This is a genomic window from Pseudomonas fluorescens (assembly GCF_902497875.1).
GTDB classification, from domain to species: domain Bacteria; phylum Pseudomonadota; class Gammaproteobacteria; order Pseudomonadales; family Pseudomonadaceae; genus Aquipseudomonas; species Aquipseudomonas fluorescens_BR.
Genome location: NZ_CABVHY010000005.1, coordinates 60,623 through 80,700, shown reverse-complemented (window position 1 = coordinate 80,700; position 20,078 = coordinate 60,623). Strand labels below are relative to the sequence as shown.

18 protein-coding genes and 2 pseudogenes are annotated in these 20,078 nt (G+C 57.0%); 7 read left to right on the top strand and 13 right to left on the bottom strand.

The features are described 5' to 3' along the window. Positions 1 to 142: 142 nt before the first annotated feature. Positions 143 to 1,051 carry an MBL fold metallo-hydrolase gene (locus F8N85_RS06215; protein WP_150802784.1) on the bottom strand — a complete coding sequence of 303 codons (909 nt, stop codon included), beginning with the start codon at positions 1,049 to 1,051 and terminating at the stop codon, positions 143 to 145. A gap of 158 nt (positions 1,052 to 1,209) precedes the next feature. Between F8N85_RS06215 and F8N85_RS06210 the strand changes: the two genes are divergently transcribed. Continuing rightward, entirely contained in the window at positions 1,210 to 2,205 is a 996-nt protein-coding gene (locus tag F8N85_RS06210; protein ID WP_150802783.1) for a GlxA family transcriptional regulator, read from the top strand. A 356-nt stretch (positions 2,206 to 2,561) separates the two neighbouring features. On the opposite strand, the gene F8N85_RS06205 is transcribed toward F8N85_RS06210, so the two are convergent. The 3 genes from F8N85_RS06205 to F8N85_RS06195 form a co-directional block, all read right to left on the bottom strand. After that, positions 2,562 to 3,203 carry a LysE family translocator gene (locus tag F8N85_RS06205; RefSeq protein ID WP_150802782.1) on the bottom strand — a complete coding sequence of 214 codons (642 nt, stop codon included), beginning with the start codon at positions 3,201 to 3,203 and terminating at the stop codon, positions 2,562 to 2,564. 111 nt (positions 3,204 to 3,314) lie between these two features. Then, entirely contained in the window at positions 3,315 to 3,623 is a 309-nt protein-coding gene (locus tag F8N85_RS06200; RefSeq protein ID WP_150802781.1) for an AzlD family protein, read from the bottom strand. Next, positions 3,613 to 4,329, bottom strand: a complete 717-nt coding sequence (locus tag F8N85_RS06195; protein ID WP_224795652.1) for an AzlC family ABC transporter permease — start codon at positions 4,327 to 4,329, stop codon at positions 3,613 to 3,615. Before F8N85_RS06195 ends, F8N85_RS06200 begins: the two co-directional genes overlap by 11 nt. A gap of 107 nt (positions 4,330 to 4,436) precedes the next feature. On the opposite strand from F8N85_RS06195, the gene F8N85_RS06190 reads away from it, so the two are divergent. Then, positions 4,437 to 5,321, top strand: a complete 885-nt coding sequence (locus F8N85_RS06190; RefSeq protein WP_150802779.1) for a LysR family transcriptional regulator — start codon at positions 4,437 to 4,439, stop codon at positions 5,319 to 5,321. A 149-nt stretch (positions 5,322 to 5,470) separates the two neighbouring features. Further along, positions 5,471 to 6,109 (top strand): DUF2459 domain-containing protein, encoded by a 639-nt coding sequence (locus F8N85_RS06185; protein WP_191636126.1) that lies wholly within the window; start codon positions 5,471 to 5,473, stop codon positions 6,107 to 6,109. 170 nt (positions 6,110 to 6,279) lie between these two features. Here the strand turns inward: F8N85_RS06185 and norW are convergent, their stop codons facing one another. Both norW and norV read right to left on the bottom strand, forming a co-directional pair. Beyond that, entirely contained in the window at positions 6,280 to 7,413 is a 1,134-nt protein-coding gene (gene norW, locus F8N85_RS06180; protein ID WP_150802777.1) for an NADH:flavorubredoxin reductase NorW, read from the bottom strand. Beyond that, positions 7,410 to 8,852, bottom strand: coding sequence for an anaerobic nitric oxide reductase flavorubredoxin (gene norV, locus F8N85_RS06175; protein ID WP_150802776.1), 1,443 nt, complete (start codon positions 8,850 to 8,852; stop codon positions 7,410 to 7,412). Before norV ends, norW begins: the two co-directional genes overlap by 4 nt. A gap of 159 nt (positions 8,853 to 9,011) precedes the next feature. On the opposite strand from norV, the gene norR reads away from it, so the two are divergent. Continuing rightward, a complete protein-coding gene (gene norR, locus F8N85_RS06170; protein WP_150802775.1) occupies positions 9,012 to 10,535 on the top strand; it encodes a nitric oxide reductase transcriptional regulator NorR in 1,524 nt (507 codons plus the stop codon). Positions 10,536 to 10,633: 98 nt separating this feature from the next. Here the strand turns inward: norR and F8N85_RS06165 are convergent, their stop codons facing one another. Both F8N85_RS06165 and F8N85_RS06160 read right to left on the bottom strand, forming a co-directional pair. Further along, positions 10,634 to 11,113, bottom strand: a complete 480-nt coding sequence (locus tag F8N85_RS06165; protein ID WP_150802774.1) for a VOC family protein — start codon at positions 11,111 to 11,113, stop codon at positions 10,634 to 10,636. A gap of 78 nt (positions 11,114 to 11,191) precedes the next feature. Beyond that, the gene (locus F8N85_RS06160; RefSeq protein WP_150802773.1) at positions 11,192 to 11,581 is read right to left on the bottom strand and encodes a GFA family protein; all 390 of its coding nucleotides are present in this window, start codon (positions 11,579 to 11,581) and stop codon (positions 11,192 to 11,194) included. Positions 11,582 to 11,689: 108 nt separating this feature from the next. On the opposite strand from F8N85_RS06160, the gene F8N85_RS06155 reads away from it, so the two are divergent. Both F8N85_RS06155 and F8N85_RS06150 read left to right on the top strand, forming a co-directional pair. After that, positions 11,690 to 11,995: a hypothetical protein gene (locus tag F8N85_RS06155; protein ID WP_150802772.1), complete on the top strand. Its 306-nt coding sequence runs from the start codon at positions 11,690 to 11,692 to the stop codon at positions 11,993 to 11,995. A 306-nt stretch (positions 11,996 to 12,301) separates the two neighbouring features. Next, a pseudogene (locus F8N85_RS06150) lies at positions 12,302 to 12,670 on the top strand (LysE family translocator); the annotation flags it as partial. Positions 12,671 to 12,772: 102 nt separating this feature from the next. On the opposite strand, the gene F8N85_RS06145 reads toward F8N85_RS06150, so the two are convergent. From F8N85_RS06145 to F8N85_RS06130, 4 genes are all read right to left on the bottom strand, one after another. Next, positions 12,773 to 13,171, bottom strand: coding sequence for a hypothetical protein (locus F8N85_RS06145; protein ID WP_150802771.1), 399 nt, complete (start codon positions 13,169 to 13,171; stop codon positions 12,773 to 12,775). A gap of 508 nt (positions 13,172 to 13,679) precedes the next feature. Next, the gene (locus tag F8N85_RS06140) at positions 13,680 to 16,274 is read right to left on the bottom strand and encodes a DUF4214 domain-containing protein (protein ID WP_150802770.1); all 2,595 of its coding nucleotides are present in this window, start codon (positions 16,272 to 16,274) and stop codon (positions 13,680 to 13,682) included. Positions 16,275 to 16,766: 492 nt separating this feature from the next. After that, positions 16,767 to 17,933 (bottom strand): hypothetical protein, encoded by a 1,167-nt coding sequence (locus F8N85_RS06135; RefSeq protein WP_150802769.1) that lies wholly within the window; start codon positions 17,931 to 17,933, stop codon positions 16,767 to 16,769. 302 nt (positions 17,934 to 18,235) lie between these two features. Beyond that, complete coding sequence (locus tag F8N85_RS06130) at positions 18,236 to 18,751, bottom strand: DUF2938 domain-containing protein (RefSeq protein ID WP_150802768.1); 516 nt, start codon at positions 18,749 to 18,751, stop codon at positions 18,236 to 18,238. Between the two features lie 79 nt (positions 18,752 to 18,830). On the opposite strand from F8N85_RS06130, the gene F8N85_RS06125 reads away from it, so the two are divergent. Beyond that, positions 18,831 to 19,271, top strand: coding sequence for a helix-turn-helix domain-containing protein (locus tag F8N85_RS06125; RefSeq protein WP_150802767.1), 441 nt, complete (start codon positions 18,831 to 18,833; stop codon positions 19,269 to 19,271). Positions 19,272 to 19,684: 413 nt separating this feature from the next. Here F8N85_RS06125 and F8N85_RS06120 read toward each other — a convergent pair. After that, positions 19,685 to 20,077 (bottom strand): annotated as a pseudogene (locus F8N85_RS06120) (transposase); the annotation flags it as partial. Position 20,078: the final 1 nt, after the last annotated feature.

Here is a 20,078-nt window from a genome sequence, read left to right as displayed (position 1 = left end):
TGCAGAACCCCGAGACAGAGCAATGAACGGAGGGAAGTGGTCATGCCGTAGAAGGCAATGCAAGCAGTCTTGAGGTGTTTGGTCGATGAAGTCATTTGTAGAGTCTGAGAGGCTGCCTAAATTTTTAGGCAGCCTTGTTTCATCAGAACTTCATGGACTCACCATCCTCAGGAATCATCACCCGATCCTGAATTTTGTTTTCTTGCACAAAAGCGCGTAATTCCTTACGGCTGAGCGACATGTGGTTCACGACATCCATGTGTACGGCAACGATGGCCGCATTGGGCGCTGCCTTGGTGGCCTGCAGTGTGTCTTGCTTGCCCATGATGATGGGATGCTCCTCAAAACCGCTCATGAGAGCGCTGCCCGTGTTCAGGATCACCACGTCTGGCTTGTGCTGCTTCAATGCTTGATCCACTTCCGGGCGCCATACGGTGTCGCCGGCGACATAGACCGTTTTGGCTTTGGGAGCAGAAAACACGACGCCCATGACGGGGCCCATCGCTTCAGCACGTTCAGGGTCTGCAAACCACAAATCACTGCCGTGCTGGCCGTCGGTCTTGCTCAGCTTCACGCCGTTGAACGTGGTTGTGCCCTTGAGGACACGCACATCCTTAAAGCCTTGACCCCGAATTGTTTTGGCATCGACTTCGTTTTGCACAAACACAGGCATATTCTTGGGAATCTGCTTTTGCGCAGCTTCATCCCAGTGGTCCGTGTGGGTGTGGGTCACCACGACGGCTTCGACGCTGTTCAACACCTCATCAACCGAGAAAGGCAGGTCTACCAATGGGTTGCGCAATTCACTGCGGTAGGTGCCTGGAAAGCCTGGGAACCCACCCTTGGCTGAGAGCATGGGATCGACCAGAAACGTGGTGCCAGAGAAGTCGATCTTGACGGTAGCGTTGCGAATTTGCTGGACTTGGACTGCGTTCGCCACAGACGTGGACGCTGCCGGGTCGCTGGTGCCGGAGTAGGCGGTGCCGCAGGCGAGGAGCATAGCGATGCCACTCAGGACAATGCCGCTGCGCAAAGGGTTCAAGACTTTCATGGGGTTTTCCTTTTCAATAATTTGCTGATTGCGCGCAATGGAGGTTTCGTTTGTGCGTTGGGGTCAATTTTGCGGATCGGCAGGTTTTTGCACCACTGGCCCAAATGACAATGACAGATATAATTGGGCCATTTTTTTCACTTATTTCTGGAGACTCCATGCAGCCCGTCCGTGTCGCAGTGCTTGCTTTCGAAGGTGTCAGCCTCTTTCACCTCTCGGTGCCTGGCATCGTGTTCGGCGTGGCGCCGGCACCCAGCGGACTGCCTCCGTACGAAGTGCGGTACTGCGCGCCGACGCCTGGCCGTGTTCGTTGCGACCAAGGCATGGAGATTGAGGTGCCTGGCGGCCTCGACGCCATGGAGGATGCCGACCTTGTCATCGTTCCTGCTTGGAACCATCCCGAAAACGTTGCCCCCGCTGTCCTGTCGAACGCCCTGCGCAAAGCCCACGCTCGCGGTGCCCAGGTGGTCGGCCTGTGCCTGGGCGCCTTCGTGCTGGGTGATGCAGGCTTATTGGACGGGCGGCGCGCGACGACCCATTGGGCCTGCCGCGACCTCTTCGCCAAGCGCTTTCCGCTGGCGAACTTTCTCCCTGACGTGCTGTATGTGGACGACGCTAACGTCATTACGTCTGCAGGGACGGTTGCGGCGATTGACTGCTGCTTGAACCTTGTGCGTCAGCGCCATGGCGCTGACGTTGCCAACCGCGTGGCGAGGCTGCTGGTGACACCACCGCACCGCCAGGGCGGACAAGCGCAATACATAGAGCAGCCGGTGCCTGCACTGCCCAGCGAGAACCGTTTACCCGGCGTGCTGGAGTGGGCACGCGAGCATTTGTCGGAGCCGCTGTCGCTGGATGTATTGGCCGACATAGCGCGCATGAGCCGGAGAACCTTCACCCGACGGTTTCGTGAGGCTACGGGCACCACCTTCGTCAAGTGGCTGGCTGCCGAGCGTATTGCGAGGGCACAGCAGTTACTGGAAACCACGGATTTGTCGATTGAGCGCGTTGCGAGCGAGGTAGGCTTTGGCACCGCGCTGTCACTGCGTCAACACTTTGCAAGCCAGCTGCACACGTCACCCTCTGCATACAGGCGGCTCTTCTGTGAAGGCCAACAAGGCTCTTTGGACGCCTCAATCACAAGAGAGTATTGACCGCCCATCCATGCCTGTGAACAGTCAGCCATCAGTGTCATCTATGGATGTGTATGGCCGCTTTGGCGAAAGACGTATGTCTCTTGTGGGTCGTTTTCTCCCAGTGCTGACCGGCAGCTATGGGTCGAGGCTGTGTGAAAACGTTTTAGAGCAGGTTTGACAGTCAGGACGGGGCCGAAAATCGCGTTCCTACGCAAATTTTCGGTTTGTTGATTAACCAAACGCTGGCAGATTTTACGTAGCAACGCAGACTTCAAAACGGCGCATACGTTTTCACACAGCCTGGGTCGTTTGCAGCCCGTCGCGAGAGGCATAAATCGGCTAGAAGCAGACATTCATGGATAGCCGCACTCCTCTTATGCAGCCTGTCGACGCATGGTCAGAATGGCAGCTGCGAAGCAGATGAACGTCGCCCCCACCACCCGGCTGACCCACCGTGACAGCTCGGGCCGTGTCAACACGCCCTTGGCCCGGGAGGCAAGCGCGGCATACAGGCTCAAGGACGCCACCGACAACGCCATGAAGATCGAAGTGAGGATCAGGAACTGCGGCAGCAGCGTCGCGCTCTGGTCGATGAACTGCGGGAACAGCGCGGTGAAGAACATCGTCGCTTTAGGGTTGGTCACCGCTGTCAGGAAGGCCGACTTGTACAGTTTGAAGCGAGTGGGCCTGCTCTTCTTCAAGCCATCCTGAATACCCTCCGCGAGCATCGGGCTCTTTTTGAACAACTGCCTGGCCCCCAGGTGGAACAGATAACCGGCACCGATGATCTTCACCGCATTGAACAGCCATTCGGAACTGGCAAGTAACGCCCCCAGCCCCAGCATGGCAGCGGCCGACAGGCAGAACAGGCCACTCGCATTGCCGAGGGAGGACCACACTGCGCTGCGCTGCCCATGGGCCAGGCTGTTGTTGATCGCCATCAAGGTCGCGGGCCCTGGGCTGGCGATGGCAATCGCGGCGACCAGGGTAAAGGCAAGAATCGAGTGAGGCTCCAAGTCTCGCGCAGGGTTGGGAGGCATATTACAGAAGGGGACGGCCCAACAGGTTAGATGTCGCGCGGCTCCACCAGACTTCGCCACAACAATGGCGACCGACATAACCGCAACTCAGATCTGCCTGAACACGGCCGCCACCACTATCCCTGCCGCAATCGCCGGTAGAGGTTTTCTGAGCAGCAGCATCACGATTGCCGTGGTCAGCAAGGCGAGCCGTGCGCCATTGTCGCCCGTGACCGCCAAAGGGGCCAGAACGGCCACCAGCACCGAACCCGACATAGCGTTGATGAACTGCTGGACCCGGTAGTTGATGGGGACGAAAGACATCACGAAAACACCGCCCCAGCGCGTGACAAGGGTGACCACCGCCATGATCAATATGATCAGGATTGTGCCGAAGCCTGCACTATCAATGCTCAATTTTCTTCTCCATCCACACCGCGCCCAAAAGACCGCCAGCCAATGCACCCACGACGACATGGCTATTTTCAGGCAGGTACCAGTAGGCCAGCAGCGAAGAGCCGGCCGCCACAGTCCAGATGATCAGCATGCGCAGGTCCTTTTTTCCTCCAAGTACCATTGCCAGCAAGAAGCAACCCATCACCATATCCAGCCCCAGGCTTACCGGATCCCTGATCGCGCTGCCAAAATACAGGCCCAGCCAGCTACCCAGTGCCCAGGCCGACCACAGCGCGATGCCGCCGCCCAGTAGCAGACCCAGGCCCGGCTTGCCGCGATTGAATGCCTGCATCGACATCGCCCAGTTGGCGTCCGATACCACCAGCATTACCCCGTAGCGCTTAGCCAGCGGAAGATCGCGTAGCCAAGGATACAAGGTCGCCCCCATCAATAGATGTCGGGCATTAATTGCAAAAACCGTAACTATTAGCGGAAGAATCGGGACGTGCTCGCCCCACAGATCGAGAACAGCGAACTGCGCTGCGCCGGCAAACACCAGGGCACTCATGAGCAGCGTCGAAGCGTCCTCCAGCCCTGTCTGCGCGGCAGCAAGACCAAAGGCTATCCCGAAGACGATAACGAACAGCGAAATTGGCAGGAGCTGCTTGAAGCCAAACCAGACATCCCTCAAGCCCAGCTCGACCGAGCCTTTATCAATACTCAACAAAATGTCGCCTCCTCTGTTACGGCGTGCTGCGGTTTGGGCGGTATTTTGCAGGCTGGGATTGGGTCCAGAAAAGCGAATAAGTGTTATAAGGCGCATTCGATTTACGAATGACAGGTAAACAGGTGCATTCTCGGGATTTGCAGATCGACTGGCTGCGCACCTTCGTCGCAGTTGTCGATACGGGCTCAATGACGGCCGCGGCGCGCCAGGTCTCACGCTCCCAGTCAGCAGTCAGCATGCAGCTGAAGAAGCTCGAGGACAGCATTGGCCGTCCCTTGCTCAACCGGGAGCCCAGGCAGCTCTCCCTCACCCCTGCTGGCTATGATCTGCTCGGCCACGCCCGCAAGGTGCTGGAGTCCCATTCGACCCTGGTGTTGGCGATGCATGGCGGAACGCTTTCAGGGCGAGTGACCTTAGGAGTTCCGGACGATTATGCGCTGACCTACCTTGTGCCGGTGCTACGTACCTTCGCCGCCCGTTTCAACGAAGTCGAGGTAACCCTGGTGTGCGAGGAGTCCACCGCCCTGTGGGCAAAGGTCGATCGCGGTGAAATCGATCTGGCATTGGTCACGCGTGATGCGCCCTCGCGGGGCGAGCTGCTGTTCAGGGAAGCCCTGGTGTGGGGAGCAGCCGAGCAGCATGAAGTATGGAAACGCGACCCCCTGCCTATAGCCGTACACGAACTTGGTGGACGTCTGCGCACCGAGATTCTTGCAACGCTTTCATCCCAGCGGCGTAAATACCGCGTGGTGTATAACAGCCCTAACGTGGGTGGCCAACTGGCCATGGCAGAGAGCGGCATGGCAGTGGCGGTACTCACCCGGTGCAGCGTGCCGGCCAGCTTGAAAGTTGTCGACACGCGCCATGGGTTGCCCGAACTCCCCGTGGTGGAAGTCGTTCTGATGCGCAGCAAGGATTCGAAGGGATCCCGAGCAGTGGATGCGATGTACGACCAGGTCATGCGAACACTCAAAGATCCACTTTGCACCTGAATCGCGGGAAGAACCTCAGTCCTCCAGGTTGGCCCACGAATGCCTGCCTGAAGGCGCGAGCCAGCTTCTATGCTTGTATACAGCGCCCCCTCTGGGGTTTTTCCACGCTTCGTTAGCGAGCCTCCAATCCCTTGTGTATGCGCATTGTAGTGCTGGCCCTGGTCCTGGCGCTGTTCGGCTGCGCTACCGCGTCGGGCCCGCCGAAGAGCGAGGGCGGCGGTTGGCGGTCCTTCTATGTGGTGAATCATGGCCTGCATACCGGGTTGGCGATTGCGCGCCTCGATTTGCTTCAGGTGCTTCCCGCACTGGCCGAAGAGTTTGGCGACGGCGACTTCGTTGAGTTCGGCTGGGGTGACGAGGACTTTTACCGGGCCCCACAGGCCACCTTGAGCCTCGCCCTACGGGCCTTGTTCGGGTCGACGGCAACCGTGCTGCATGTGGTCAAGATTGCCGGGGACCCCAGGCGACGTTTCGCCGCAAGCGAGGTCATCGAGGTGCGGGTGACGGAGGATGGCTACCGGCGACTGCTCGCGTTCGTGGCCGGGACCTTCACCCACTCAGCTGCGGGCACCTTGGCGGCGCTCGGGCCTGGCCTGTATGGCGAGAGCCGGTTCTACCAGGCCGAGGGCAACTATTCGCTGTTCTATACCTGCAATACCTGGGTCGCAGAGGCGCTGGCCGCGAGCGGCTGCCCAATGTCGCCTGCAGCGGCGGTTACGGCGGGGAACGGTATGTCGCAGTTGCGCCGGGCGACAGCGGCCGGTGCATCTTGCCTGGCTACCCGCTAACCCGCGCCCGACGGCGGGTGTGTATTGCAGCGATGCTGACACCCGGTTCCAGTGATTGTGACCCACCTGCGCTGATGATTCTGACCCCACTCATTCCAGTGATTGTGAGTCCAGGCAGAACAACACGCTCAGCCCGATTGGGCGATCCGGTTGAGCTCTGCCTGTTTGATTTACAACGCGAGTTGACGCAGCAACGTAAAGGCCTGCTTCATTTGGTCTTCACTGACGACGAACGCCCGTAGCTGCCCGGCCATGTCCAGACCTTTGGCTACCAGTCCCTGTGACTCAAGGCTGATCTGCCATTGCAAGTCCTTACGGCTGGTTTCTCCCGCCAGGTGCAGCGGCATTTCCGGAGTCTTGACCTTCACCAGCATCGCCGGGAACTTTACTTCCTCATTGCCACCCAGCACATTACGCGCCAGGGTCATGGCGCTTAGCTGTATGGGTTGCAGAAACGGCAGTAGCTTGCCCTGGATTTGCGCGCAATCGCCAACGGCAAATATGTGTGGGTCAGAGGTGCACATGCGTTCATCAACTTCAATGCCACGACCCACCCGTAAGCCAGCCTGCGTCGCTAACGTCGTATCAGGCTCCAACCCAATTGAGGCAATGATCACATCGGTGGAGATGTGCCGGCCATTGGACAAAGTCGCCACCAGGCTATCGTCTCTCTTTTCAATGGATACCAAAGCCTGGTTGAACACCATTTCCACACCCATCTGGCATAACCGGTGCTGCAGGCGGCTACTCACCTCGACAGGAAGCAACGAAGCCAGCAGGCTGCAGGACTTATCCATCAGTACCACCTGCTTTCCGGCACGATTGACATCCATGGCCAGTTCACTGCCAATCAAGCCGGCCCCCAGGATCAGTACGCGCTCTGCAGCTTTCAGTGCATGTTGCGCATGACGGTATTCCTGCTGACTGTTCAGAGTCACCATCCACTCCCGGCCGGGAATCGGCGGAACTATGGCTTGCGCACCCGTGGCAAGAATCAATTTGTCGTAGCTGAATGCCTCATTGCCGGCGCTGATACGCTTGTTTTCGCGATCAATTGCAGTGAGCTGGCAGCCAGAATTCAGGGTCAACCGATACATCTCGGCAAACTCTGCTGCAGACTGGCGAGTCATGTCGTCCGCTGTCTGATTGAGACTGATGACGTGACTCAGGTCGGGCTTGTTGTACTCATCGCAACTGTCTGCAGCGATCAATCGAATGGGCACCGCTCCATCGAGCTTGCGCAAGTTCTTGACCACCTGGCGAGCCGCGAAGCCGGAGCCCACAATGACGATTTCCTTGTTCATTTCGCCTCCGAAACCAGCTCATCGAATACCGATTTGCCCAGTGAACATTCGGGGCACAGGAAGTAATCAGGCACCTCACACCAGGCCGTACCGGCCTGCACATCCTGCATGGGCTCCCCGATCGCCGGGTCGTAAATCCACTGGCAGACACTGCATTGCATACGCGGGTCGTTGTCCGCGATTGTCACTGCCTGGGAAGTTGCAGTTGCTGCAGGTCGTGCGAGTTGTGCCTCCGTCAATGGTTGCAGCGCCCATTGGCGAGCGATTTCGCGACCATGAGCTCGGCAAACCTCCAGCGAGTCACCATCTGGCCGCCACTTGGCTTTGAGCGCCAACGTGGTTTCAAAACCAGCGTCCATCAAGCGCGTCTGGATACGGTCTACCGCCCCACCATTCCAGCCGTAACTGCCAAACGCCGAAGCTTTTTTGTTGCGAAAACGCAGACCGGTTATTTCCTCCAGCAGGGCGGCGACTTTCGGCATCATTACGTTGTTCATGGTGGACGAGCCCACCAGAACACCTTTTGAGCGGAACACGTTGGTCAGAATCTCATTCTTGTCGTGGCGCGCGACGTTAAAAATCTTCACCGCCACACCCGGATCAACTTCGTGAATGCCTTGTGCGATGGCATCGGCCATCATGCGGGTGTTGTTGGACATGGTGTCGTAGAACAGTGTGATGCGGTCCTCCTGATAATCCGCAGCCCATTCCAGATAGCGGTGCACAATCTGCGTCGGATTATCACGCCACACCACGCCATGAGCGGTGGCAATCATATCTACCGGCAGATTGAAACCGAGGATCTCGGTAATCTTCGCAATGACCAGACGACTGAATGGAGTGAGGATATTGGCATAGTAGCGTTGGCACTGTTCGAACAGTTCGTTTTGATCCACTTCATCATTAAACAGGTGTTCGTCGCAGTAATGTTGGCCAAAGGCGTCATTACTGAACAGTACGGCATCGCCGGTCATGTACGTCATCATGCTGTCCGGCCAATGCAGCATCGGAGTTTCCACGAAAACCAGCTGTTTGCCATTGCCGACATCCAGGGTGTCGCCGGTATGTACGACGTGGAAATTCCACTCTGGATGATGGTGATGACCATTGATCGAATCCACGCCATTGGCGGTGCAATAGATCGGCGTATTCGGGATCAGCGACATCAACTCTGTCAGCGCCCCTGCATGGTCCTCTTCCGCATGATTGATGACGATATAGTCCAGCGTGTTCAGGTCGATTTCCGCAGCCAGGTTCTGTATAAACTCCCGGCTGAACCTGTGATCAACCGTATCAATCAGTACGGTCTTTTCTTCACGGATCAGGTAGCTGTTGTAACTGCTACCTTTGTGGCATTTGTATTCTGTGCCATGAAAGTCCCGCACTTCCCAATCGCGCTGACCGACCCAATGAATGTTGCTCTTGACGTGAATTGACATGTCCTGCCTCGTTATCGAAATGATGTTCTACACCGAAGATGGCAAAGTCCGTGCCAAATCATATGCTATTGATTTTAAAGGATTAATAAAACAACCCTTGTCAATATGACAATAGCGAATTACTGTCTTTATGACTAATGCATTGTCAAAGTGACTAATATGAGTCTCTCTATTGAATCCCTGGCACACATCGCTATCCAGTTGCAAAGCGGCATTTCCCATCAGGACCGCTTTCAACGTCTGATCAATACCTTGCGCCAGTTGTTGGGTTGCGACGCCTCTGCCTTGTTGCGTTATGAACAGCAACAGTTCCGTCCGCTGGCAATTGATGGCCTGGCACCGGATGTTCTGGGGCGACGCTTCAGCCTTGATGCACATCCGCGCCTGGAGGCCATCGCCCGCGCCGGTGACGTGGTGCGCTTTCCGGCAGAGAGTCATTTGCCTGATCCCTATGACGGACTGATACCAAACCGGCAGGACCTCAAAGTGCATGCCTGCATCGGATTGCCGTTGTTCGCGGACCAGACACTGATTGGTGCGCTGACCATTGATGGCATGGACCCGGCACAGTTTGATCATTTCAGCGATGAAGAGCTGCGACTGGTGGGAGCCCTCGCCTCTGCTGCCCTGAACAACGCACTGCTGGTGGAGCAACTGGAAAGTCAGACCATTGCTCCGCGCTCCATAAGCAATGTCCCGGCGGGCAAGCCCGGCACCGAAATGGTCGGGCTCAGCGAGGTCATGCAACAGCTGAAAAGAGAGATCGAAATGGTCGCAGGTTCCGACCTGAACGTCTTGATCACTGGAGAAACCGGGGTCGGCAAGGAGCTGGTCGCCAAGGCCATACATGAAGGTTCATCACGCGCCAGTCAGTCTGTGGTCTATCTAAACTGCGCTGCGCTGCCGGAATCAGTGGCTGAGAGTGAGTTGTTCGGCCATGTCAAAGGTGCCTTTACCGGCGCTATCCATCATCGCACCGGCAAGTTCGAAATGGCCGATAACGGCACGCTATTCCTCGACGAAATCGGTGAACTGTCGCTGAGTCTGCAAGCAAAACTGTTGCGGGTATTGCAATACGGCGACGTGCAACGGGTCGGTGACGATAACGTCTTGCGGGTCAACGTACGGGTGCTTGCCGCGACCAACCGTGATCTGAAGCAGGAGGTGTTGGACAATCGGTTCCGTGCAGACCTGTTCCACCGTTTAAGCGTATTCCCGGTGCATGTACCACCACTGCGTGAGCGTGGGCAGGACATCACATTGCTAGCGGGTTTTTTCTGCGAGCAGAGCCGGGTACGCATGGGATTGAAACGGGTGGCTCTGGCTGCCAACTGTCTGTCGTTGCTCAAGCAGTACACGTGGCCAGGAAACGTTCGCGAACTGGAGCATGCTGTTTATCGAGCGACAATCCTTGCTCGTGCGACGCAGCAAAGTGAAGAGCTGCTGCTTGAAGCACAGCATTTCAATCAAGTACCAGAGCAGATGGATACACGGCCTGTTGCTGTGGATGCTCCTTCCGGCGGCGTTGACCAAGGTCTACGGGATGCGACGGATAACTTCCAGCGTCAACTGATTGAGAACACGCTGAAAAATTGCGCAGAGAACTGGTCTGCCTGTGCGCGAATGCTGGATATGGACGTGGCCAACCTGCACCGACTGGCGAAGCGGCTGGGATTGAAATAACACCCAAACCTGCTTTAAAACGTTTCCCCGTCCAGCGCTTGACTTCAAGCACCGGCCAGCATCCGACATTTCCAGCGCCCAGTCCCAAGCAGCGCTGGTTAACGCGCCAGAGCCGTTTCGATCGCCGCGATGTCGATCTTTCTCATCCCCATCATGGCGTCGAACGCGCGCTTGGCCGCCGCTTGATCAGGATCGGTTATCGCGGCCGTCAGAACGCGTGGTGTGATCTGCCACGACAGTCCCCACCTGTCCTTGCACCAGCCGCATGCACTTTCCTGGCCGCCGTTTCCGACAATCGCGTTCCACAAGCGGTCCGTTTCGGCTTGATCGTCGGTCGCAATCTGGAACGAAAAAGCCTCGTTGTGCTTGAACGCCGGGCCCCCGTTCAGTCCAAGACAAGGGATGCCCATCACCGTGAACTCGACCGTCAAGACATCGCCCTGCTTGCCCGCCGGATAGTCGCCAGGCGCGCGATGGACAGCACCCACAGCGCTGTCCGGGAACGTCTCGGCGTAGAACTTCGCAGCGTCCAGCGCGGTGCCGTCGTACCAGAGACAAATCATGTTCTTGCTGATCATCTTGGTTCTCCAAAATCGGGACTGATACGTGCATTCTAGCAGCGCAGGCAGCGGGACTACTTCGGCCACCTGCGCGACCTACTCAGAGCGACCCGTGGCGTCACGATCGTGCTCGTATCGTCTCGTGAACGGAAACGGCGGCAACCAGCACTCGCGACGGATGATCCAGCTTTCGTAGGTGGGCATCAGTTGGTCCGGGGCATCCAGGGATCCCAGGTTCACTTCGATTTCGTCGGCGGTGCGGGCGAAAACGGACGAGCCGCAGCGCGGACAGAAAAACCGCCCGGCGTAGTCGCGTGTTTCGCCCTCGATCGTCACCGCATCCTGAGGGAACACCGCGCAAGCGTTAAAAAGGGCCCCATGATGCTTGCGGCAGTCGAGACAGTGACAAAGGCCGACCCGGTATGGGAGCCCCGAAGCCTCAATTCGGACATTGCCGCACAGGCAACCGCCGGTGAATCGGTCCATGCTGCGCCTCCTTTAAAATCATCTCAGATAGTAAAAAGCCATCATTTACACAGACTGAATAGCGCCTACGATCAAGACTGATACTTTCGTTACAGGAATCAATGTCCGATGGACACGCTCAACAAGGCCGAAATCGAAGCGGCTCTAGCTGCCAGACTTCCAAGCTATCACGTTGAGTGCAGCCTTCATCCGGATGGTACCCTCTCAGCGATTTTGACCGGACCCAATGCCGATCATTTCGCAATAACCGGCATAGTCAGATCGAATTACCGCGGAGCCGATTTAATTGCAAAGCTTGCCCGGGAGATTCTCGAAGAAATGGTCTTGTCCAGGCAGGGAATCAAGTCGGCTCGGCTTTCACCACTGTCTGATGTTGAGTTTTCCAGCTATCAGCAGACCTCTGAATTGGGGTAAAGGCTCCCGGCACAAAGCCTTCAGCTCCCGCACCAGCCTTCACTAGCGACAATCATGGTGTCAGCCCGCCCGATTTGCGCCAGCAACCGGTCCTTCCCGCTTCGTTTTGGCCCCAGTACCAGGTCCTCCACACTGCCATCCTGCCTATGAGCCTTATCGCGATTGAGCGGTAAGGGAGAAATCCATCGGGTCTTGGCTCGACTTGCGGGGATCACATAAACTCTCGGGATCCGTCGGCTGAAGTCCCAAGCCAGGGTGAAAGCCACCCGGCACCGGCAATAGAAAAATGCCCCCATGGAGCCTCTCATGGATCTCGCCACCCTCACACTGTTTCTCCCGGCCTGCTTCGCCCTGAACATGGCCCCCGGCCCGAACAATCTGCTGTCGGTCAGCAACTCGACTCGCTACGGCTACCGCACTTCCTGCGTCGCCGGGATTGGCCGATTGTTGGCCTTCGCCGGGATGATCGCCCTCGCCTCGGCCGGCCTGGCGGTGGTGCTGCAGACCTCGGAGCTGCTGTTCTACGGGATCAAGATCCTCGGCGCGGCCTACCTGTTTTACCTGGCCTGGCAACTGTGGCGAGCGAACCCCGAAGCTGAGCAGGCAGCGGCGACTGCCCCCATCGGGGTACTGGCCCTGGCCCGGCAGGAGTTTTTGGTGGCCGCCGGCAACCCTAGCGATGGTCAATATAAACAACCCCTATAGACTGCTTTCGGCCAACAGCAGACTTGTAGGATTCATCCAATAAATACGGCGTCCAGAAGTCTCAGTGAAAGATCAGACGCAGACTTCGCGCAAAGGAACTCTTCCCTTTAGTTCAAGCCAATACGCCCCCTTGACCAGTACGATATCTCCACTCTTGAAGACTTCATTTCTATTAAAAGTTTGAACGGCGCGTGGTGCCGCACCGCTGTCCACCGCCTGGCACATGATCAGATAACAAGCAGCGCCCGCTTGAACCAACTTCACATGACGCAAGCGTTCATCAGCACCGAGGTCATGAGCTGGCGGGTTTTCTTCAGAAATCCAGATGAATCGTTTCTCGTCAATTTTCTGAGTACCATCCTGCCAGACACGCATAAAAACAGTTCCGTCTGACGCCCTGACACTTCCCCACGACCAGCGCAAGTTGTTAAGTGGAGCACCAAGCTTTTCGAACATTTCGGCTTGACTCATTTTTAGCATCCTTACAATTCACAATCAGAGTGCGCAACAGCCGTTCGCGCGTCCTAACATTTATAAAAACTCATAAAATCTGGATCGCCCCTAATTTCTTAGACACTGCGAAGGCTCCAATGGGTGCTAACTGCCTCTCGTCAGAGGTAGCAATCGGCCAGAAGCGGACGCTGGCGATAATTAAGATCCCGGCCGAAAGATCGAGATGCGTCGTACCCACCTGGCTCGCGGACCTTAGTTCCGAAAACTGGAATATGGCAGCGTGCATCTTTCATTCCTTCGTTCTCGCGGAAGCGAAAGCCGCACCCCTACGTCCTCGGCCCCGGTTTTAGGCCGGGCTTGGGATGCAGCGGGCGACTTTTACAATCTGCGTGACATTGATGTAGCGGCAGTAACTATTCTGTTCAGCTGCTTAGCATCTCTGTTACTCATCGCTAAGGCGGTAGCGGCCCGAAGTCGGCAATCGCAGAACGGTAAACTGTGACAGTGCTCGATGCTCACACGGGCATTAGCTCTGCGTCAGCAGTGCTACGCCGTTATCGATCAGCCCGGTGATCTGTATCGCCAATTCACTGGAAGCCAGGAAGCCTTCTATGACCTGCGCACGTCCCTCGGCACCTGGCATATTGGCCAACTGAGCCTGCCAGTACGCGCCCCCCCCTGAATCCGGAGCGCGATTGAACGCATTACCGTAGAGCTGGTTCAGGAAGGCGGCATCGGAAAGCGCTCCATTGCCAGCAGCGAATTCGTTGCTGGCAACGAATGACCTGACGATCTGGCTGGTGCTGGCGCCACTGACACCCACACCGACGTGATATTGCCAGCCAGCATCGTCCGGGTTGCGACCCAGTGCCAAGTGATACAACTCGGCAAGTTGCGCACTGGCCGAGGTGACATTGATTGCCAGCAGACTGTCGTTGAACTGCAGGCGCTCGACATTCTTCATCGCTACGTTTGCCGAAGAATCCAGCATGTTTTGCAGAGTAAAGGTGCCATCGCTGTTGTGCGTCAGGCTGTATTGATCGCGCGCGCCATTGAGCACCACGGCATCGATATCGTCACCCCCGTCAATTTGATCGGATCCGCCGTTGGGGTAGAAGGTGTCTTTGCCGCCTAACCCGGTCAGGACGTCGCTATAAATCGTGCCGTTGAGAGTGCCACCAGTCACAGGCGCGGAGATGATGACTCCGCTAGATCCACCACTCGATACCGGCGCAGTGGTATTGCTCACCGCTGTTGCAGTGAAGCTGGCAGCGTCGTTGCCCAAAGTGTTTTGCAACGCATTGAGGTCATCACCAGCAGTAGGGTCGGTGTAGGCCAGCGTTACCGACTGCCCAGCCAGCACAGGGTTGGTCAGTGTCAGAGTGACCTTGTGAGTGGAACCATCGATACTCAGCGCGGCAACGGCATTGGCAGTGCCTGCAACCATCACACTGTAATCATTCAAAGCCGGAGCATGCAGCGCATCAAGCGCGAGACTGTCGGTGTATTCGATCACCAAGCTCGTGCCGTTTACCGATGCAGACGCAAACACCGGTGCCGCTGCACTGACCAGAACACCGCTGGTGCTGCCAACAGCATTAAGGGTCAGGGCCATGTCGTTTCCGGCCAGATCGCGGATCGTTGCACCGTTGGCGGACAGCGCGCCCAGCGATATCCCGTCTGAATCAACATTGCCCGGGGCTACGGAGTAACGAAAGGTCAACGCTGATCCGCCACTGCCACTGACATAGTTAGCGTAGACAGTTCCCCCCGTGTTGAGTGTCAGCGCCACCTGAGGCGTGCCGCCGGTGGTGTCGACTGTCACCGCTTCAGTCAGATTGATCGTGAAGTCCAGTACGTCACCGATGCGGTAAGTCGCATCTGTCGGAACAGCGACGCTGGTGACGACCGGCGCCGTAGTGTCCAGGATATAACTCTGAGTGGCTGTGGCGCCGTCATTGCCTGCTGCATCAGTCACTTTGAGCTTGAGAGAATGACTACCTTCGGCGAGGGTGACACCCGTCCAGCTCAGAGTGGCACCGCTGACCTTGGAGGTAATGTCGGTCCATGTCGCACCACCGTCCAGCGATCCGTAGAGCACATCGTCCGCCGCGAGAGGACTGCTGAGGGTGGCAAGCACCGTTTGTGCAGCCGTTTTTGTGATCCAATCACTGCTGCTGGTCCCAGTATCGGCCGACAGGGCCAGGCTGCTGAGCGTTTGTCCAGGAGCCGTCTTGTCGATCATTACCGACAGCGCGGCACCGACAGAGCTGGTCAGGCTACCTGTGGCCGAGGTTACTTGAGCATAGGCATTGTAAATGCCGTCGCTTAAACCGGACGTACTCAACCCATTCACCGTCCACGAGCCATTGTTGAGCGTTGCGGTGGACGATGCGTCGGTACCCGCGTCGTAGACGCCGTTGTTGTTCGTATCTATGAAGACTCGAACCGTGCTGTTGGTATCACCCGCTGCACTAGTACCGCTGAAGCCCAGCGTGGCAGCATTAGTGATGTTGTCAGCGCTCGAGCGCCCGCTATCGCTGACGGAGGCCAGGTCCGGCGCGCCTGGCGTTGAGGGCGCGACGTTGACGGAAATGACCCGCGTAGCGGTGGCGCTACCATCGGAAACCTGCACGGTGAAGGAGTCGGCGCCGGCGAAGCCTGCTGCTGGCGTGTAGCTCAGCGTGCCCCCAGGGGAAATATCGGAGCTGCCTGAGGCGGCAGTGGCGGCGATGAAGCTTGCTGTACCATGCTGGGGCGCTGAGATAGCGCTCCAGGTCACGGTTTGCCCACTATCAGTATCGCTCACATGGAGTAGGCTTGCGACAGAGGTGCTGCCAGCGTTTTGCGAGACTGACACTGGGGTAGCTGCGCCAACAAAAACCGGTGCGGTGTTCGGCAACGTGATGGTTTCAAAAGCATTACCGTTGATATTCGAAACATCTCCGCCAAAGAAAGCCGTATCCTCCATCACCACCGCCAGAGCGCCACTTACAGCATCGAGCTGAAGCGTCAGGGTATTTGCCCCAATCGTCTGGGTCACCTTGTTCGAGGAGGGGCCGCCGTTAGGGTCGTTGTCAGCAGTAATGCCACTTGAGAAGTCGAAAATCGTAACTGCCATGTTGATACTCCGGACAGAGGGGGACTATGCCGGAGCTGATGCCGCAGTCACGACGTCCATGTTGATGATGTTAATCTGCCTTCCATTTAACTCAGATAGCAGGTGTGCGCAAGACTAGCAAAAGCATCAGCATTCTTTTCCTAGGCTTGCTCGACTCTCTACCAACCAGCTACCGGCCTGCGGTTAGCGGTTAGCGGTTAGCGGTTAGCGGTTAGCGGTAGGTTGATAGCAAGGTGCCCTTTAGCTGTGCCGTCAGTGTGAGCGGCTGGCTTACTGACCGACTTGTGGATGCCCTACGTCGGCGTAGTTGTTCAGGTGTTGGTCGCTAGGATGCAGACATCGAATCTGTCCGTGCCTCTATAGACGTTGAACGGCAGCTCCTGGCCGATTGCCGTCTGTCGTGGAGGGCTGGAACCGGCCAAAAGCAGTCGGTTGAGTCTGGCAAAAAAAACCAAGCTGCCGTTGGTCCGAAGCATCCAACTCCGGGTTCGTTCAATAGCCTATATCCGAATAATCCGTGCAGTGAAAACCGTCGCTGTGACGTTTCATGCCGTACGGGGAGCCGGCACGCTTCTTCACGCATTTACCCACTGCATCATGTTTGACGTAAGGGTCACCGTTTACCGGGTGCGGCGTACGCGGCCCAGTCCAATAGGTGCAACTGGCGCATAGGTGCTTGGTCGTCAATGCACTGATCTTGCGGTGTTTGAGGGTAAAGGTGTTGAGGTCCGGTTTCCTGTCCACCGGTTTGCGCTCACGTGGCTGGCGATCTTCGTACTCGTCATCCTCATCATGCTCGCGGCGACTGCGGCCAATACCTTGTACCGAAGTGGTGTTCGCAACGTTGCGCACAACTGTCCATGCAATGAACAACCCACCGATCACCAGCACCCAGATGAATGCCTGCTTCAACAGAACCTTGAGCCGGTTTGGCCATGACTCGGCCTCTTCCTTAGCCAAGCGCTGGCGCTCTGCTTCCTGGACGTGGGTTTGTTGTGATGCGATCTGTGCCCAGACTTGCTCGGTCACTGAACTGAAGGCCTGTGGCTGGTACAAAGCCTTACTGCCATCGATGTTGCGAGCAGCGATTTCCCCGGAGCAAGCCGTTGCGTTGGTATCGAACGCCATCCGGCTGATGCTCGATGTGTTCAGGCGTGCCGTGGCGTTTTCCAAGCAGCGGGTGAACTGTGCCAGTTCGGCGTTGTGCAGTGGCGCTAGGGACAAGCCGCTGACTGTGGTGTATGGCGTTTTTGATGCTGGATACCAACTAAAGGGGGCTTCGTTGAGTTCGGCAAATCGCGTGTCGAGGTCGCTGGCCACGCGCTGGAACGAATAGGCGGTCACCGGGTTGGCGGCCTGGAATAGTTCGCCAAGCTTCTTGGAGAGAAGCTGCACCTTCAGGGCCTTGTCGAAGTTGATCCACTGTGTTCGTGACTGCTCGTAGAGGTCGTTCTGAGCGCGAGTGAAGGTAACCGACACATAGTCGCCTTCGCGTAGGGAGCGCACCGCCGGATTGCTCACCCGACATTCGGCAATTGTTCCTGCTTGCCAGCGGTTGGCGGCGTAGGCGTCCTGGACGCATTGGATATAACCCTCGACATCGTTGGGGGCCTGTTCGATAGGCGGCGGGGCAGCGTGCACGACAGCGGAAAAGGCCAACAGGCCAGTTCTGAGAAGGGAGCGGAAGTGCGCATTCATCCGTGATGGGTCCGATGTCCGATGATGGAAAAAATCGCAAACAGTATATCTACAAAGCAACAGTCAACGACCGTCATCTATGTCTGATTGAATGAGGTCTCAAGAAGACCCCGCGCTCGCCCGCTTGGGGTCGAAAACGGTCTGTGGTGAAAGGCAGGGATCGGCCAAAAGCGGACAAAAATGGACGCTTCCATCTGTGCAGTATTAGGCATGGCCAGAAGCAGACATTCAGGGCCTGAGCGCCACCGCTATCCCACAGGCGCTCACCCTAGGCATAGCGGCGCAGGAAAGAGCAGCATCAATAGCCACCCAGCCCCAAAAAGCCCGATTCCGAACGTCAGATGAGCTATGACACTTCTGCGCCTTGCCACGTTCGGTGCCGCTGTCTTCGAAGCGGCGATGCCAAAACCGAACGCGGGCTGCATGATGAAGAAAGGTGCAATCACACTGATCAAGCCAGTCACCAGCGCGGGCATCAGAGAGGGGTTGCAGATCCAAGCAAGCCCTTGGGCACCGAAGAGCACCATCGCGAAGACGCTGCCAGTGATGTAATGGAACACCCAACCAACCAGGCGTTCATTCCGGACACGGGGCGCAGTCACAATCGAGGCGTGACGAAACCGCCCTTGTAACATGTGGCCCAACCAACGACCGACGAGCCCATAGTCAATCGACGCCAAGCCAAATACTCGCGTTTGAATAAAAGCCGATACGTCCATGATCAGCGTGGCCCCCATTCCAACGAACAGAATGCGCAGTACCGTCTCACCTACTCCCATGGTATTTCCCCTTGCCTTCAGCCTGTTTTGGCGGTTTGATCCCGGCAGTCTGCAAGTTCAAGTCGACTTGAGGTCAAGCATGAAAGAGATGGATATCGGTGAAGTGGCACGACGTTCCGGTCTGCCGTCTTCAACCCTGCGCTACTACGAAGAAAAAGGTCTTATCCGCTCGATAGGTCGTCGTGGCCTGAGCCGCGTATTTCGTGCGGATGTACTCCAGCGGCTGTCATTGATCGCGCTCGGTCAATCTGCGGCGTTTTCATTGGACGATATCGCCGCCATGCTGGACGCGGACGGTCAGCCTGCCATTGATCACAAGCGGCTTGCAGAAAAGGCTGACGAACTGGACCGCACCATCGAGCGCCTCAGTGCCATACGCGACGAGCTTCGTCGTGCTGCGTCCTGCCCTGCTCCCCGTCATATCGAATGCCCGACGTTCCAGCAAATGCTGAACGCTATTGGGACGGGGGATCTCAAGAGAAAAACCGGCAAGGGCAGTCTACGCAGACATGGCTCCTGAAACGGTCGCATGCCCACTTTGGGTCGATTTCCGCCTGTCACGAGGGGCTGCAATCGACCCAGGCTGTGTGAAAACGCATGCACCGTTTTGAAGTCTGCGTTGCTGCGTAAAATCTGCCAGCGTTTGGTTGGTCAGCCAGACCTGAAATTTGCGCAGGAACGCGATTTTCGTTCCGGTTCTGACCGTCAAACCTGCTCTAAAACGTTTTCACACAGCCTGGACCCTTTGCTGACATTCGACCACGGATTGAGACAGGCCTAAGTTGCGTGGGATGAATGCAGGTCATTGCACTGAAAGCGTTGGCCTCGTGAGTGGTGGATCACCCGCTTGAGTTCCCTTTATCTGGTAAAACTGGCGAACTGCCGGATTCGACCCAGTGTGTGTAAAAACGCCTCCGCGAACCCTTGACAGTCCTTTTCCTGCAAATACCCATTGATCACGGCGAAGATTCCCGCCGCCAGTAGGTGCTTCTCCAGCAGGTGCCGGAAATTCATGATCGTAGTGTCTTCTGGGATCGGGGCACTCGAGGTAAGCCGCGCAAATTGGCGCAGCGAAGTGATTTCATAGAGCGCCTCTTCCATCGCCGGGTCCCTCAGCGCAAACCAGTTCTGCAGGAGATGAATACGCAGCATGGTTTCCAGCGGATAAGGTTTTCGACCACCGCCTGTTTTGGGGGAATACGGTTCGATCAGCGCGAGCAAACCGCTCCAGGGCACCACCTGTTCCATCTCGGCGAGGAAGCGTTCGCGGCGGGTTTGTTTGCGCTTGCCGGCGTACTCGAAGTCGGAAAAGCTCAAATGACTCATG

Bases quoted from the DNA above. Each gene is read 5' to 3' on its own strand.
- F8N85_RS06215 (WP_150802784.1), bottom strand. From the start codon at position 1,051: ATGAAAGTCTTGAACCCTTTGCGCAGCGGCATTGTCCTGAGTGGCATC.
- F8N85_RS06210 (WP_150802783.1), top strand. From the start codon at position 1,210: ATGCAGCCCGTCCGTGTCGCAGTGCTTGCTTTCGAAGGTGTCAGCCTC.
- F8N85_RS06190 (WP_150802779.1), top strand. From the start codon at position 4,437: ATGACAGGTAAACAGGTGCATTCTCGGGATTTGCAGATCGACTGGCTG.
- norW (WP_150802777.1), bottom strand. From the start codon at position 7,413: ATGAACAAGGAAATCGTCATTGTGGGCTCCGGCTTCGCGGCTCGCCAG.
- norV (WP_150802776.1), bottom strand. From the start codon at position 8,852: ATGTCAATTCACGTCAAGAGCAACATTCATTGGGTCGGTCAGCGCGAT.
- norR (WP_150802775.1), top strand. From the start codon at position 9,012: ATGAGTCTCTCTATTGAATCCCTGGCACACATCGCTATCCAGTTGCAA.
- F8N85_RS06165 (WP_150802774.1), bottom strand. From the start codon at position 11,113: ATGATCAGCAAGAACATGATTTGTCTCTGGTACGACGGCACCGCGCTG.
- F8N85_RS06160 (WP_150802773.1), bottom strand. From the start codon at position 11,581: ATGGACCGATTCACCGGCGGTTGCCTGTGCGGCAATGTCCGAATTGAG.
- F8N85_RS06155 (WP_150802772.1), top strand. From the start codon at position 11,690: ATGGACACGCTCAACAAGGCCGAAATCGAAGCGGCTCTAGCTGCCAGA.
- F8N85_RS06145 (WP_150802771.1), bottom strand. From the start codon at position 13,171: ATGAGTCAAGCCGAAATGTTCGAAAAGCTTGGTGCTCCACTTAACAAC.
- F8N85_RS06140 (WP_150802770.1), bottom strand. From the start codon at position 16,274: ATGGCAGTTACGATTTTCGACTTCTCAAGTGGCATTACTGCTGACAAC.
- F8N85_RS06130 (WP_150802768.1), bottom strand. From the start codon at position 18,751: ATGGGAGTAGGTGAGACGGTACTGCGCATTCTGTTCGTTGGAATGGGG.
- F8N85_RS06125 (WP_150802767.1), top strand. From the start codon at position 18,831: ATGAAAGAGATGGATATCGGTGAAGTGGCACGACGTTCCGGTCTGCCG.